The following is a 14,238-nucleotide window of genomic DNA, read 5'->3' on the forward strand; positions in this document are numbered from 1 at the left end:
GACCGACCGGGGCTTACCGGCCCGGCAGCGGGCGCCGGTGGCCGACCTGGGCCCGGTCGGCCGCGCGGGTGCCCTCCGTCCAGCCGGCCGCGTCGTCGACGCCCCGCAGCCGGGTCGTGGTCGTCTCCGGGAACATCCGCTCCAGGCGGTCGGTGACCGCGACCTCGCGGGAGGCGAGCACCGGGAGCAGATCGGCGTCCGCCGCCCCCGTCTCGGCGGCCGTGCGCTCGGCGACGGCTCTCAGGCGGGTACCCGCGCGGTGGGCGTAGGCCGCGAGGAACGACTGACGGAAGGTTTTGGTCCGCTTGCGCCCTCCGGCGCGCTGGGCGGCCTCCGCCCTGGTCATCGCGGTCTCGGCCTGCACCAGCAGGGAGGTGTAGAGGAGTTCGACCGCCTCCAGGTCGGCCTCGAAGCCGACGACGGTGGAGAAACCGAACGCCTCGTTCCACACGGCCCGGCAGTGGTTGGCGTCGGCCACCGCGTCCAGCAGCACCGCCTTGGCCTGCTCGTAGGGCGGCTCCACCCCGATCCGGCAGGCGCCCGGCGCGTCCGGCGCGGGCGCGTGCGCCGACAGCAGCGCCTCGTCGACGCTGTGCCGGGCCATCAGCTCCTGCGCCTTGGCGCTGAGCGCCTCCGCCTCCTCCGGGTACCCGGTCGCCTCCGCCTTGGCGAGCAGCGCGCGGATGCGGGCGAGGGCACGGGACTCGGGCCGGGACTCCCGGTGCGGCTCCCCCGTCTCCAGCGGCTCCAGCACGGGCAGGCGCAGCAGCAGGCGGTAGAGCTCCAGTACGGCGGTGGCGTGCGAGAAGCGGTCGGTGCGGGGCCCCGCCGTCGGGTCCGGCAGGTCTTCGAGCTGCGCGGCCCAGCGGGGGCCGCGCGGACGGTCGTGCGGCGCCTGGGCCCGGATCAGCCCGGCCACCAGCCGTACGTGCGCGTCGTCCAGCTCGCGCCGCACGATCCGTACGACGTCGGCGGGCTGCCAGCCGCGCCGCCAGGCCGTCGCCACGAACTCCGCACCCCGCCGGGCCAGTTCGGCATCGGCCGCGGGGTCCGCCGCGAGCAGCGAGGCCGCGGTGTCGAGGGCGGTGTCGGCGGTGTCGTACAGGGCTGCCCCGAAGGCGCGGTCGACGGTGCTGGACGTGCTCACCCGGTGATGGTGCCACGACGGCCACGACAGGACACTGTCAACCACTGGTTGACAGTGTCAGGAGCGCAACCTACGGTTGACACATGACGACGAACTCGAGCAGCATCACGTCATCCGTACGTCTCGACGACCTCATCAACGCCATCAAGAAGGCGCACGCGGAGCCGCTCGAACAGCTCCAGGACGCCGTCATCGCCGGAGAGCACCTCGGCGAGGTGGCGGACCATCTGATCGGCCACTTCGTGGACCAGGCCCGGCGTTCGGGCGCGTCCTGGACGGAGATCGGCAGGCGCATGGGGGTCACCCGGCAGGCCGCGCAGAAGCGTTTCGTGCCCAAGGAGTCGGCCGACCTGGACGCGAGCCAGGGCTTCAGCCGCTACACGCCCCGCGCGCGCAACGCGGTGATGGCCGCGCACAACGAGGCCGTGGCCGCGGGCGCCACCGAGGGCCTGCCCGAGCACCTCGTCCTCGGCGTGCTCACCGAGCGCGAGGGTCTCGCCGCCAAGGCCATCGCCCAGCAGGGCGTCCCCCTCGACGCGGTCCGCGAGGCGGCCCAGGCGGCGCTTCCGCCGGCCGCCGACGAGGTCCCGGAGCTGGTGCCGTACGGGCCGGCGGCCAAGAAGGTCCTGGAACTCACCTTCCGCGAGGCCCTGCGCCTCGGCCACGACTACATCGGCACCGAGCACATCCTGCTCGCCCTGCTGGAGCACGAGCACGGAGAGGGCGTGCTGAGCGGCCTCGGCATCGGCAAGGACGCGGTGGAGCGGTACGTCACCGAGACGGTGTCCCAGTTCCTGACGGCGGCGGAGGAAGCGGAGGAGCCCGGGAAGGAGGCGGCCGGGGCGGGGGACGCCTGAGCCGGGCCGATGCGCGGGACGCCTGAGCCGGGGCCGATGCGCGGGGTCACGCCGTTGTCAGACCCTCCTGTCACACTCGCGGCATGGCCGACCGGTGGGCGCTCGCCGTGGCCGAGGACGGTGGCGTGGACGTCGCCCCCCTCGGCCCCGACGGGCTGCCCGCCGGACCGGTGCGGCGGGAGCCCGGCCTCGCCGAGGCCGTCCGCGCCCGCCCGGACGTCACCCGATGGGTCTGGCGCTCCACCGCGGAGATCTACCCGCGCCTGCTCGCCACGGGGGTGCGAGTGGAGCGGTGCTACGACATCGAGGCCGCCGAGACCCTCCTCCTCGGCCACGAGGGGAGATACGGGCAGCCGCATTCGGCCGCCGCCGCCCTCGCCCGCCTGCGCGGCGGCCCGGTACCGCCCGACCCGCCGCAGCGGTCCGCCGCACCGGGCGCGCAGTCCCCGCTGTTCGAACCGCAGGGCGTGCACGTCCCCCTGGACGACCTCCTCGCCGTCTACGCCGAGCAGCAGCGCCGCCACGACCGGTCCGCGCACCCCGACCGGCTGCGGCTGCTGACGGCGGCCGAGTCGGCGGGGATGCTGGTCGCCGCCGAGATGAACCGCGCCGGACTGCCCTGGCGGGCCGACGTGCACCGCGAGGTGCTCCACGACCTGCTCGGCGAGCGGTATGCGGGCGGGGGCGAACCGCGCCGCCTGGCCGAGCTGGCGGAGGAGGTCTCCGCCGCGTTCGGGCACCGGGTGCGGCCGGACCTGCCCGCCGACGTCGTCAAGGCGTTCGCCCGGGCCGGAATCAGGGTCACCTCCACCCGCCGCTGGGAGCTGGAGTCGGTCGACCACCCGGCGGTGAAACCCCTGCTCGCATACAAGAAGCTGTACCGGATCTGGGTCGCCCACGGGTGGTCCTGGCTGCAGGACTGGGTGCGCGACGGCCGCTTCCGCCCCGAGTTCCTCGCCGGCGGCACCGTCACCGGGCGCTGGGTGACCAACGGCGGGGGCGCGCTGCAGATCCCCAAGGTGATCCGGCGGGCCGCCGTCGCCGACCCGGGCTGGTGCCTGGTCGTCGCCGACGCCGACCAGATGGAGCCGCGCGTCCTCGCGGCGATCTCCCGCGACCCCGGTCTGATGGAGGTGGCCGGCCGGGAGACCGACCTCTACCAGTCGGTGTCCGACCGGGCCTTCTCCGGCGACCGCGCCCAGGCCAAGCTCGCCGTGCTCGGCGCGGTGTACGGCCAGACCTCCGGCGACGGCCTGAAGAACCTCGCCGCCCTCCGGCGCCGCTTCCCGAGGGCGGTGGCGTACGTCGACGACGCGGCCCGCGCCGGCGAGGAGGGCAGGCTCGTGCGCACCTGGCTGGGGCGCACCTGCCCGCCGGCCGCCGGAACGCCGGACGACGACCCGGCCGAGGAGGCGGGCATGCCCCAGGACGCCCCCGGCCGCGAGGAGTGGGTGCCGGGCTACGCCTCCACCGACGCCCGTGCGCGCGGCCGCTTCGCCCGCAACTTCGTCGTCCAGGGCAGCGCCGCCGACTGGGCCCTGCTGATGCTGGCCGCGCTGCGGCGGGCCTTGGCGGGATCGGCGGCGGAGCTGGTGTTCTTCCAGCACGACGAGGTGATCGTGCACTGTCCCCGGGAGGAGGCCGACACGGTCGTCGCGGCCATCCGCGAGGCGTCCGACCTGGCAGGCCACCTCACCTTCGGCCGCACACCGGTCCGCTTCCCGTTCACGACGGCGGTGGTGGAGTGCTACGCGGACGCGAAGTGAGCGGGGGGCCGCGCCGACCGGCCGGGACTCACCGGCCGCGCCCGTCGCCGTATCAGTCGCCGCTCACCGTGTCAGGCCGTATTCCACAGCTGCCGGAGCCACCAGCCCCGCATGGCGCCGTGGCGGGCGTAGGCCCCCACCGTGCACCCCAGGATCGGTCCGTAGGCCGCTGTCTCCCACGGGTCGAACGTCACACTCGGCCCAAGGCCCACCTTGGCCACCGACATGATCCCGACCTCGGCATGTTCCGCCTCGTGCCGGGCGGGACCGAGCCCACCGGCCCCGGATCCTGGCCCGACTGAGAACAGAAGTGAGACCGCCCGACACCCGCGCGGAGCGCTCCCGCGGCCGCCGTCGCACCCGCTGAATGAAAAGGCCCAGCTCAGGTAACGTCTGAGCTGGGCTTCGGATGGAGCCGCCTTCGGGATTCGAACCCGAGACCTACGCATTACGAGTGCGTTGCTCTGGCCATCTGAGCTAAGGCGGCACGCTGTGCGCACCATGGTGCGATCAGCAACGTCGGTAAGTCTACACAGTTTCCGGGGGTGCTTCGTACCCGCCCCGGAGGCGGGGCCTGCGGGGCGGGTGGCGACGGTGATGGTTATGAGCAGCGCGTGCCGTCGGCCGGTGGGGTGCCGCGCAGGAGGTAGGTGTTGATCGCCGTGTCGATGCAGGTGCTGCCGCGTCCGTAGGCGGTGTGGCCGTCGCCCTCGTAGGTGAGGAGGCGGGCGGAGGAGAGCTGGCCGGCCAGGGACTGGGCCCAGCGGTACGGGGTGGCCGGGTCGCGGGTGGTGCCGACCACGACGATCGGGGTGGCGCCGGCGGCCTCGATGCGGTGCGGTTCGCCCGAGGGCTGGACGGGCCAGTAGGCGCAGTTCAGGGAGGACCAGGCCAGGCCCTCGCCGAAGACCGGGGACGCCTTCTCGAAGTCGGGGAGGGCCGCGCGCACCTGGTCCGGGGAGGAGAAGGCCGCCGGGAGGTCCAGGCAGTTCACCGCCGCGTTGGCGGACATCAGGTTGCTGTAGCGGCCGTCGGCGCCGCGCTCGTAGTAGCTGTCCGACAGGACGAGCAGGCCGGCGCCGTCGTGCTGCTTCATCGCCGAGCCCAGCGCCTCGCGCAGCTGCTGCCAGGCGCCCTCGTCGTACATCGCCGCGATCACGCCCGTGGTGGCCAGGGACTCGGTGAGCTTGCGGCCGTCGGCGTCGCCGGTGGGGACGGGCTTGGCGTCCAGGTCGTCGAAGAATGCCTTCAGGTTCTTGCCGACCTGGTCGGGGGAGGTGCCCTTGCCGCCGAGCGGGCAGTCCGGCTGCTGTACGCAGTCCTTGGCGAACGACTGGAACGCCGTCTCGAAGCCCGCCGTCTGCTCCAGGTTCAGCCGGCGGGCGGACAGGGACGGGTCCATCGCGCCGTCCAGGACCAGGCGGCCCGTCCGGGCCGGGAACAGGCCCGCGTACGTCGCCCCCAGGAAGGTGCCGTACGAGGCCCCGACGTAGGACAGCTTCTCGTCGCCCAGTACCGCCCGCAGGACGTCCATGTCCCGGGCCGCCTCGACGGTCGAGACGTGGCGCAGCAGCTTCGGCGCGTCCGCTCCGCAGCCCTCGGCGAAGCCCTTGTAGGCGGCGACCAGCAGGTCGGTCTCCCTGGCGTCGTCCGGGGTGACGTCCGTCTTCGTGTACGCGTCCATCCTCGGCCCGTCGAGGCACTCCACGGGCTCGCTGCGGGCCACGCCCCGCGGATCGACGGCCACCATGTCGTACCGGGCGCGGACCTCCGCCGGGTAGCCGATGCCCGCGTACTGCTGGAGGTAGCCGATCGCGGAGCCGCCCGGCCCGCCCGGGTTCACCAGCAGGGAGCCGAGCCGCTTGCCTGGGCCGGTGGCCTTCTTGCGGGCCACGGCGAGGCGTACGTCACCGTCGGCCGGCTTCGCGTAGTCGAGCGGCGCCTTCATCGTGGCGCACTGGAAGCCGGGCACACCGCAGTCGCGCCAGCTCAGCTTCTGTCCGTAGTACGGCGCCAGGGACGACGGCGTGGCCTCGGGCAGCGCGGCCAGGGTCGTCTGCGCCGCCGTGGTCGCCCCGGCCGCCTCCTGCGCGGCCGGAGAACCGGCCGACGTCGAGGCGCCCCCGGCCGAACAGGCGGTGGCGAGCAGCGCGGCGGCGAGCAGCGTGGTTCCGGTACGGGTTCTGCGGTGGGTGCGCCTTGTGTGCATCCAGCGAGCGTAACTGTCCGCGACGACGGCATCGCGGTGCGTGGTTCGCGTGCCTCGTTCGTGTTACGCCGTCGGCCGGGGAGCGTCGGCCGCTCGCGCTCAGCCCGCTCTGAGCGCCATCGTCATCGCCTCCACCGCCAGCAGCGGAGGGACATTGCGGTCGAGGGCCTCTCCGCAGGCGGCGATCGCCTCGATGCGGCGCAGGGTCGACTCGGGGGTGCTGCCGCGGGCGAGCCGCTCCAGGACGTCCTCCGCGTCGGCGTTGGCGATCGCCACGCGGGATCCCAGCTGGTACGCGAGGACGTCGCGGTAGAAGCCGGTGAGCTCGGACAGGGCGAGGTCGAGGCTGTTGCGCTGCGTGCGCGCCTTGCGGCGTTTCTGGTCCGCCTCGAGGTCCTTGATCACGCCCGCCGTACCGCGCGGCAGGCGGCCGCCCTGGGCCGCGCCCAGAGCGGCCTTCAGCTCCTCGGTCTCCTTGGTGTCCATCTCCTCGGCGAGCTGCTTGGCGTCCTCCGCGGCGGCGTCCACCAGCTCCTGGGCCGCCTTGAGCGCGCCGCCGACGTCCTCGACGCGCAGCGGCAGCTTCAGCACCGCCGCACGGCGGGCCCGAGCGGCCGGATCCGTGGCCAGCCGACGGGCCCGGTCGATGTGCCCCTGGGTGGCGCGGGCGACGGACGCGGCGACGTCCGGCTCGATGCCCTCGCGGCGGACGAGCATGTCGGCGACGGCGTCGACCGACGGTGTGCGCAGATTCAGGTGGCGGCAGCGGGAGCGGATCGTGGGCAGCACGTCCTCGACGGACGGGGCGCACAGCAGCCACACCGTGCGGGGGGCGGGCTCCTCGACGGCCTTGAGGACGGCGTTCGCCGACTTCTCGTTGAGCCGCTCCGCCTCCTCCACGAGGATGATCTGCCAGCGGCCGTTCGCCGGTGAGGTGAACGACTTGCGGACGGTGTCCCGCATGTCCTGGGCCCGGATCTCCGCGCCCACGGCGACCACCGTGCTGACGTCCGCGTGGGTGCCGACCAGTGCCGTATGACACCCGTCGCAGAAGCCGCAGCCCGGTGATCCGCCAAGGGCCCGGTCGGGGCTCACGCACTGCAACGCGGCGGCGAAGGCCCGCGCCGTCTGCGTCACTCCTGCACCGGGCGGGCCGGTGAACAGCCAGGCGTGCGTCATGCTCGACGCTCCGGGGAGGGGGCCGTCGGCCGCGGCGGCCGTGACGAAGGCGTCGGCGTCCCGGGCGGCGGCGGCGAGCTGCTCGCTCACCTTCTCCTGCCCGACGAGGTCGTCCCACACGGTCATGGGTCACGCCGTCCTTCCGTCACACTCCGCCGCACACTCTGCGCCACGCCCTCCATTGTGGGGGCCGCCTCCGACAACGGGCTCCGGGCCGGTCGGAGGGCGCCGGTCAGCGCCGTCCCCGGCCCCTGCCGCGGCCTCCCCCGTCGCCGTCACGGCCGTCCTCGCGGTCGTCGTCCCTCGGGCCGAGCAGCTCGTCCGCCAGGGTCGGCAGGTCGTCCAGCGGGGTCTCCTCGGCCCAGTCGGAACGGCGCCTGCGGGGCGGTGCCTGGTCGGGGTCGATCTGCGGCAGCTCGCGCGTGGTCTCCTGCGGCTCCTCGGACCGGCCGGCACCGGCCGGTCCCTCCTCCCGGAAGTAGCCAGGCGGAACCCGGTCGGCCGGGTCGTCCCCGCGCACGGGGGGCAGTACCGCCGTCTCGTCGGCGGCACCCGGCGTCACCGGGGGCAGGACGGCCGTCTCGTCGGCGGACCGGGGCTCCACGGCCGGCAGCACCGCCGTCTCGTCCGCGGCGCCGGACGGCGCGGGCGGCTTGGGCAGCTCGGCCGTCACCTCGGACTCGGACACGCCGGACGCCCGGCCGTCGTCGCCGCGGCCATCGTCGCCGCGGCCGTCGTCGCCGCGGCCGTCGGCTCGCCGGTCGCGACGGTCGTCACGCCGGCCGACGCCGTCCCCGGTGTCCCGTACCGGGCGCAGTACCGCCGTGTCCTCCACCGGACCGCCGGAGGCGTTCGTCGGGGTGACGATGGGCGTCGGCACGGTCAGCGCATCCGAGGGGTCCTGCGCGGCCGGGGCGGCCGGGGTGCGCCGGGGGCCGTCCGCCGAGGGCGGAGCCGCCGGGCCGGGGCCCGCCGCGGCGGCGGCCGCCGCCTGCTCCGCGGCCCGGCGTGCCTCCTCGGCCCGCATCAGGGCCTCTTCGGCCTTGCGCTGCTTCTCCAGTCGCAGGGCCTCGGCCTCGGCGCGCAGCCGGGCCTCCTCCTCGGCCTGCTTGCGGAGCCGCTCCTGCTCGGCCTTGCGCCGGGCCTCCTCCTCGGCGCGGGCCTTCTCCTCCGCGAGGAGCCGGGCCCGCTCCTCCTCCGCCTTCCGGCGGGCTTCCTCGGCCCGCTGCCGGGCCTCCTCGGCCTGCCGCTCGGCCTCGCGCCGCTGCGCCTCCTCCAGTTCGCGCCGCTTGCGCTCCTCCTCCTCGGCGCGCAGCCGCTCCAGCTGTTCGAGGCGCTCGCGCTCCAGGCGCTCCTCCTCGGCCTTGCGCGCGGCCTCTTCCTCGGCCTTGCGCCGGGCCTCCTCCTCGGCCTTGCGGCGCGCCTCCTCCCGGGCCTTGATCTCGGCCTCGGACAGCGGCAGCACCCGGTCGAGCCGGTGCCGTACGACGGTGGTGACGGCCTCGGGCTCCTGGCCGGCGTCCACGACGAGGTAGCGGCCGGGGTCGGCGGCGGCCAGGGTCAGGAAACCGGCCCGCACGCGCGCGTGGAACTCGGCGGGCTCCGACTCCAGACGGTCCGGCGCCTCGGTGAACCGCTCGCGCGCGGTCTCCGGCGGCACGTCCAGCAGAACCGTCAGATGCGGGACGAGGCCGTTGGTGGCCCAGCGGTTGATCCGGGCGATCTCGGTCGGCGACAGGTCGCGGCCGGCGCCCTGGTAGGCCACCGAGGAGTCGATGTACCGGTCGGAGATGACCACGGCGCCACGCTCCAGCGCGGGCCGGACCACGGTGTCCACGTGCTCCGCGCGGTCGGCCGCGTACAGCAGCGCCTCCGCGCGGTGCGACAGACCGGCACTGGAGACGTCCAGCAGGATCGACCGCAGGCGCTTGCCCACCGGCGTCGCACCGGGCTCACGGGTCAGCACGACCTCGTGCCCCTTGCCCCGGATCCACTCGGCGAGCGCCTGGGCCTGGGTGGACTTCCCGGCACCGTCGCCGCCCTCCAGGGCGATGAAGAAACCGTTCGCCGCGGGCGTCGGCACCGGGTCGTCACCGCCGAGCAGCGCGTCCTTGAGGTCGTGCCGCAGCGGCACCCCGGACCGGTCGTCGACCTTGGCCAGCACCAGCGCCGCCACCGGCAGCAGCAGCGCGCCGGCCAGCATCAGCACGAACGCGGCGCCGCCGTGCGCGAAGACGAACTTGCCGTTCTCCAGGCGGTGCGGCCCGATCGCCGCGGCCACCACGGGCGCGATCACCGCGCCGAGCGCCACATAGACCCGGACGACGGCGTGCAGGTGGTCGGCCGTCCGGGACCGGCGCTGCTCCTCGGTCTCCTGGTCGAGCAGCGCGTGCCCGGTGTTTGCGGCCACGCCCGCGCCGATGCCGGCCAGGGCGAGGAGCAGCAGCACGCTGGTGACGTCCGGGACGAGACCGGCGGCCAGCAGGGCGACGCCGGCGAAGGCGATCGCCAGGGCCAGCAACCGCCGGCGCGACAGGGAGGGCAGCAGGGCCGGGGCCGTGCGGATGCCGACGACCACGCCGCCGGTGAGGGCGCCGGCCATCAGCCCGTACAGCACCGGGCCGCCGCCCAGGTCCTTGGCGTGCAGCACCGCCACGGCGACCGCGGCGGACACGACGGCGGCGACGGCCGCGCAGGCGAACACCAGCAGCGGCAGGGCACCGCTGCGGCCCTTGTCGACGCCGGCGGCCGAGCGCGGGCGGCGCATGCCCTCCAGCGGCGACCGGGGGCGCGGTGTGCGGGTACCGGGCAGCTCGAGGAAGGTCACCAGGGACAGGGAGGCGGCGAACAGTCCGGCCGCCACGTACGAGCCGAGGGCCGCCTGGTGCTGGGCGAACCAGTCGATGCCGGCGCCCAGCAGGTTGTTCAGCAGTCCGGCGACGACGAGCACGGCGGCGGCGAGGGGGATCGCCACGAAGCCGGTGCGCAGCGACAGGCGGCGCAGGGAGTCCATGTGGTCCGGCAGCGGCCGCACCGTCGCGCCCTCCGGGGGCGGCGCGGGCAGCAGCGCGGGGGCCGCGCCCTCCCGGCACACGGTCCAGAAGCGCTCGGCGACGCCGGTGACGAAGCCGGTCACCAGGAGGACGGCGAGGGCGTCGTCCGGGGTCCAGTCGATCCACAGCGGCGCCACGATCAGCAGGGCCGCCCGCAGGCCGTCCGCGCCCACCATGGTCCAGCGGCGGTCGAGCGGACCGTCGTGCGAGGTGAGCGACGTGATCGGGCCGAGCAGGACGGCGCCGAAGAGCAGCGTCGCCAGGATGCGGACGCCGAAAACGGTCGCCACTGCGAACGCCACGCCCCGGTAGCCCCCGCCGAACGAGCCCGCGCCTATGGCGGCCTGCACGGCGAGGAGGACCAGCACCAGCAGGGCGAGGGTGTCGCCGACACCCCCCACGAGCTGTGCGCTCCACAACCGCCTCAGCTGCGGTCGGCGCAGCAGGGCGCGGACGGCACGCTCGCGGGAGTCCGCGACCAGGGCGTCGTCCGGGGCGGGGTGAGGGGCCGTTGGCTGGTCGGCTCGCGTCATGCGTTCAGCCTATCGGGCGTCACCGACAGCCCGTGGTACCCGGCCGAACGTACGCACGCCCCGACACCGAATCGATGCCGGGGCGTTCGCTCAGCGAACGACAGCGTGTGCCGTACGGGGCCCGGGAGCTGCCCGGAGGGCTTCTCAGTCCTCCGACGCCGGGGAGCCGGAGGCCTTCTTGGCGGCCGTCTTCGTGGCCGCCTTCTTCGCCGTGGTCTTGGCGGCCGTGCTCTTGGCGGTCGTCGTCTTGGCCGCGGTCTTCTTCGCCGCCGCCTTCTTGGCCGGGGCCTTCTTGGCGGTGGTCTTCTTGGCCGCGGTCTTCTTCGCCGTCTTCTTGGCGGGCCCCTTGGCCCGCTTCTCGGCGAGCAGCTCGTAGCCCCGCTCCGGCGTGATCTCCTCGACGCTGTCGCCGGAGCGCAGGGTCGCGTTGGTCTCACCGTCGGTGACGTACGGGCCGAAGCGGCCGTCCTTGACGACGACGGGCTTCTCACTGACCGGGTCGGTGCCGAGCTCCTTCAGCGGCGGCTTGGCCGCGGCCCGGCCGCGCTGCTTGGGCTGGGCGTAGATCGCCAGCGCCTCTTCCAGCGTGATCGTGAAGAGCTGCTCCTCGGACGTCAGCGACCGGGAGTCCGTGCCCTTCTTCAGGTACGGCCCGTAGCGGCCGTTCTGCGCGGTGATCTCGACGCCCTCGGCGTCGGTGCCGACGACACGCGGCAGCGACATCAGCTTGAGGGCGTCGTCCAGCGTCACCGTGTCCAGGGACATCGACTTGAACAGCGAGGCCGTCCGCGGCTTCACGGCGTTCTTGCCGGTCTTCGGGGTGCCCTCGGGGAGCACCTCGGTGACGTACGGACCGTAGCGGCCGTCCTTGGCGACGATGGCGTGGCCGGTGGCCGGGTCGGTGCCCAGCTCGAAGTCGCCGCTGGGCTTGGCGAGCAGTTCCTCCGCCAGCTCGACGGACAGCTCGTCCGGCGCCAGGTCCTCGGGGACGTCGGCGCGCTGGTGGTTCTCGGAGTCCTTCTCGCCGCGCTCGACGTACGGACCGTAGCGCCCGACGCGCAGCACGATGTCGTTGCCGACGGGGAACGAGGAGACCTCGCGGGCGTCGATCGCGCCGAGGTCGGTCACCAGTTCCTTGAGGCCGCCGAGGTGGTCCCCGTCGCCGTTGCCCGCGTCGGCCGCGCGGCCCTCACCGGTGCCCTCGCCGAAGTAGAAGCGCTTCAGCCACGGCACGGACTGGGCCTCGCCGCGGGCGATGGCGTCGAGGTCGTCCTCCATCTTGGCGGTGAAGTCGTAGTCGACGAGCCGGCCGAAGTGCTTCTCCAGGAGGTTGACCACGGCGAAGGACAGGAAGGACGGGACGAGGGCCGTGCCCTTCTTGAAGACGTAGCCGCGGTCCAGGATCGTGCCGATGATCGACGCGTACGTCGACGGGCGGCCGATCTCGCGCTCCTCCAGCTCCTTGACCAGCGACGCCTCGGTGTAGCGGGCCGGGGGCTTGGTGGCGTGGCCGTCGACCGTGATCTCCTCGGCCGTCAGCGCGTCGCCCTCGGCGACCTGCGGCAGGCGGCGCTCGCGGTCGTCCAGCTCGGCGTTCGGGTCGTCGGCGCCCTCGACATAGGCCTTGAGGAAGCCGTGGAACGTGATCGTCTTGCCGGAGGCGCTGAACTCGACGTCCCGGCCGTCGGAGGCGGCGCCGCCGATCTTCACCGTGACGCTGTTGCCCGTCGCGTCCTTCATCTGGGAGGCGACGGTCCGCTTCCAGATCAGCTCGTACAGCTTGAACTGGTCGCCCGTCAGACCGGTCTCGGCGGGCGTGCGGAAGCGGTCGCCGGAGGGGCGGATCGCCTCGTGCGCCTCCTGCGCGTTCTTCACCTTGCCGGCGTACGTGCGCGGCTGGGCCGGCAGGTAGTCGGCGCCGTACAGCTGCGTGACCTGGGCGCGGGCGGCGGCGACCGCCGTCTCGCTCAGCGTCGTCGAGTCCGTACGCATGTAGGTGATGTAGCCGTTCTCGTACAGCTTCTGGGCGATCTGCATGGTCGCCTTGGCGCCGAAGCCGAGCTTGCGGCTCGCCTCCTGCTGGAGCGTCGTCGTACGGAACGGGGCGTACGGCGAGCGGCGGTACGGCTTGGACTCGACGGAGCGGACGGCGAAGCGCGTGCTCTCCAGCGCGGCGGCGAGCGCGCGGGCGTTCGCCTCGTCCAGGTGGAGGGTGTTCGCGCTCTTGAGCTGCCCCAGGGAGTCGAAGTCTCGGCCCTGCGCCACGCGCCGGCCGTCGACGGTCTGCAGACGCGCGACCAGCGACGACGGGTCGGAGGCGTCACCGGCGCGGCCGGTGCCGAAGGTGCCCGTCAGATCCCAGTACTCGGCGGAGCGGAACGCCATGCGCTCGCGTTCCCGCTCGACGACGAGCCGCGTCGCGACGGACTGCACACGGCCCGCCGACAGGCGCGGCATGACCTTCTTCCACAGGACCGGCGAGACCTCGTAGCCGTAGAGGCGGTCGAGGATGCGGCGGGTCTCCTGGGCGTCGACCAGCTTCTGGTTGAGCTGGCGCGGGTTGGCGACGGCGGCGCGGATCGCGTCCTTGGTGATCTCGTGGAACACCATGCGCTTGACCGGGATCTTCGGCTTGAGGACTTCCTGGAGGTGCCACGCGATGGCCTCGCCCTCGCGGTCCTCATCGGTGGCGAGGAAGAGCTCGTCCGAGTCCTTCAGCAGGTCCTTGAGCTTCTTGACCTGGGCCTTCTTGTCAGCGTTGACCACATAGATCGGCTGGAAGTCGTGTTCGACGTCCACACCGAGGCGGCGGACCTCGCCGGTGTACTTCTCGGGCACCTCGGCAGCGCCGCTGGGAAGGTCGCGGATGTGCCCGACGCTCGCCTCGACGACGTAGCCAGGGCCGAGATAGCCCTTGATCGTCTTCGCCTTGGCAGGCGACTCGACGATGACGAGTCGGCGGCCGCCGTTCGCGGTCTCGCTGGTCGGGGACAACTTCGCTCTTCTCTCCGGTCGACACTGGGGCCTGACCCAGGCGGTGCTCCCGGGTTCGGGTCGTGCTGCGTTTCGGTCGTGACGCTGCGGAGTGTGACGGTACCTCCCGCCCCCGTGTCAAACGGGAAAAGCCCGCAACGGCCACTCGAACGGTAACCCGACGAACCCTGTTCCTGCCGCCCGGAGTGCCGACCAGCCATGATGCGCGTATCCGGAGCGCGATCCCCCGATCACCGGGGCGGGGCCGCGGCCGACGTCCGGATCCGGCCCCTCACACGCGCGTCAGGCACCAGGCCCCGGCGGTCAGCGCGGCCACGGCGACGACGCTCGCGAGGGTCGCCGATGCGACGGGGCTCACACCGAGCGCGACGGGCCGGCCGTGCCGCACCCGTGTCACGGTCCACACCAGCAGGCCGCCCCCGAACAGGGCGAACACCATTCCGGCGAAGATCGCCGGCCCGCTCTCCATGGTCCCCGTGCCCCTTTTCCCCGTCCGCGAG

8 protein-coding genes and 1 tRNA gene are annotated in these 14,238 nt (G+C 73.8%); 2 read left to right on the forward strand and 7 right to left on the reverse strand.

Annotated features, from left to right (window positions below):
• Positions 1-13: 13 nt before the first annotated feature.
• Positions 14-1,147 (reverse strand): DUF2786 domain-containing protein, encoded by a 1,134-nt coding sequence (locus AB0E77_RS21190; RefSeq protein WP_361572879.1) that lies wholly within the window; start codon positions 1,145-1,147, stop codon positions 14-16.
• 83 nt (positions 1,148-1,230) lie between these two features.
• Here AB0E77_RS21190 and AB0E77_RS21195 point away from each other — a divergent pair, with 83 nt between their 5' ends.
• Both AB0E77_RS21195 and AB0E77_RS21200 read left to right on the forward strand, forming a co-directional pair.
• Positions 1,231-2,004 (forward strand): Clp protease N-terminal domain-containing protein, encoded by a 774-nt coding sequence (locus tag AB0E77_RS21195; protein ID WP_361572881.1) that lies wholly within the window; start codon positions 1,231-1,233, stop codon positions 2,002-2,004.
• A gap of 83 nt (positions 2,005-2,087) precedes the next feature.
• Entirely contained in the window at positions 2,088-3,770 is a 1,683-nt protein-coding gene (locus AB0E77_RS21200; RefSeq protein WP_361572883.1) for a bifunctional 3'-5' exonuclease/DNA polymerase, read from the forward strand.
• 410 nt (positions 3,771-4,180) lie between these two features.
• Here the strand turns inward: AB0E77_RS21200 and AB0E77_RS21205 are convergent.
• The 6 genes from AB0E77_RS21205 to AB0E77_RS21230 form a co-directional block, all read right to left on the reverse strand.
• Positions 4,181-4,257, reverse strand: a tRNA-Thr gene (locus AB0E77_RS21205).
• 114 nt (positions 4,258-4,371) lie between these two features.
• A complete protein-coding gene (locus AB0E77_RS21210) occupies positions 4,372-5,979 on the reverse strand; it encodes an alpha/beta hydrolase (protein WP_361572885.1) in 1,608 nt (535 codons plus the stop codon).
• Between the two features lie 99 nt (positions 5,980-6,078).
• On the reverse strand, positions 6,079-7,284 hold the full coding sequence (locus tag AB0E77_RS21215; protein WP_361572887.1) for a DNA polymerase III subunit delta': 1,206 nt from the start codon (positions 7,282-7,284) through the stop codon (positions 6,079-6,081).
• A gap of 106 nt (positions 7,285-7,390) precedes the next feature.
• Positions 7,391-10,744: a dTMP kinase gene (gene tmk / locus AB0E77_RS21220; RefSeq protein ID WP_361572889.1), complete on the reverse strand. Its 3,354-nt coding sequence runs from the start codon at positions 10,742-10,744 to the stop codon at positions 7,391-7,393.
• A gap of 144 nt (positions 10,745-10,888) precedes the next feature.
• Entirely contained in the window at positions 10,889-13,738 is a 2,850-nt protein-coding gene (gene topA / locus AB0E77_RS21225) for a type I DNA topoisomerase (protein WP_361572891.1), read from the reverse strand.
• 271 nt (positions 13,739-14,009) lie between these two features.
• The gene (locus AB0E77_RS21230; RefSeq protein ID WP_361572893.1) at positions 14,010-14,207 is read right to left on the reverse strand and encodes a hypothetical protein; all 198 of its coding nucleotides are present in this window, start codon (positions 14,205-14,207) and stop codon (positions 14,010-14,012) included.
• Positions 14,208-14,238 lie beyond the last annotated feature (31 nt).

Source organism: Streptomyces sp. NPDC032940 (genome assembly GCF_040636935.1).
Taxonomy (GTDB): domain Bacteria; phylum Actinomycetota; class Actinomycetes; order Streptomycetales; family Streptomycetaceae; genus Streptomyces.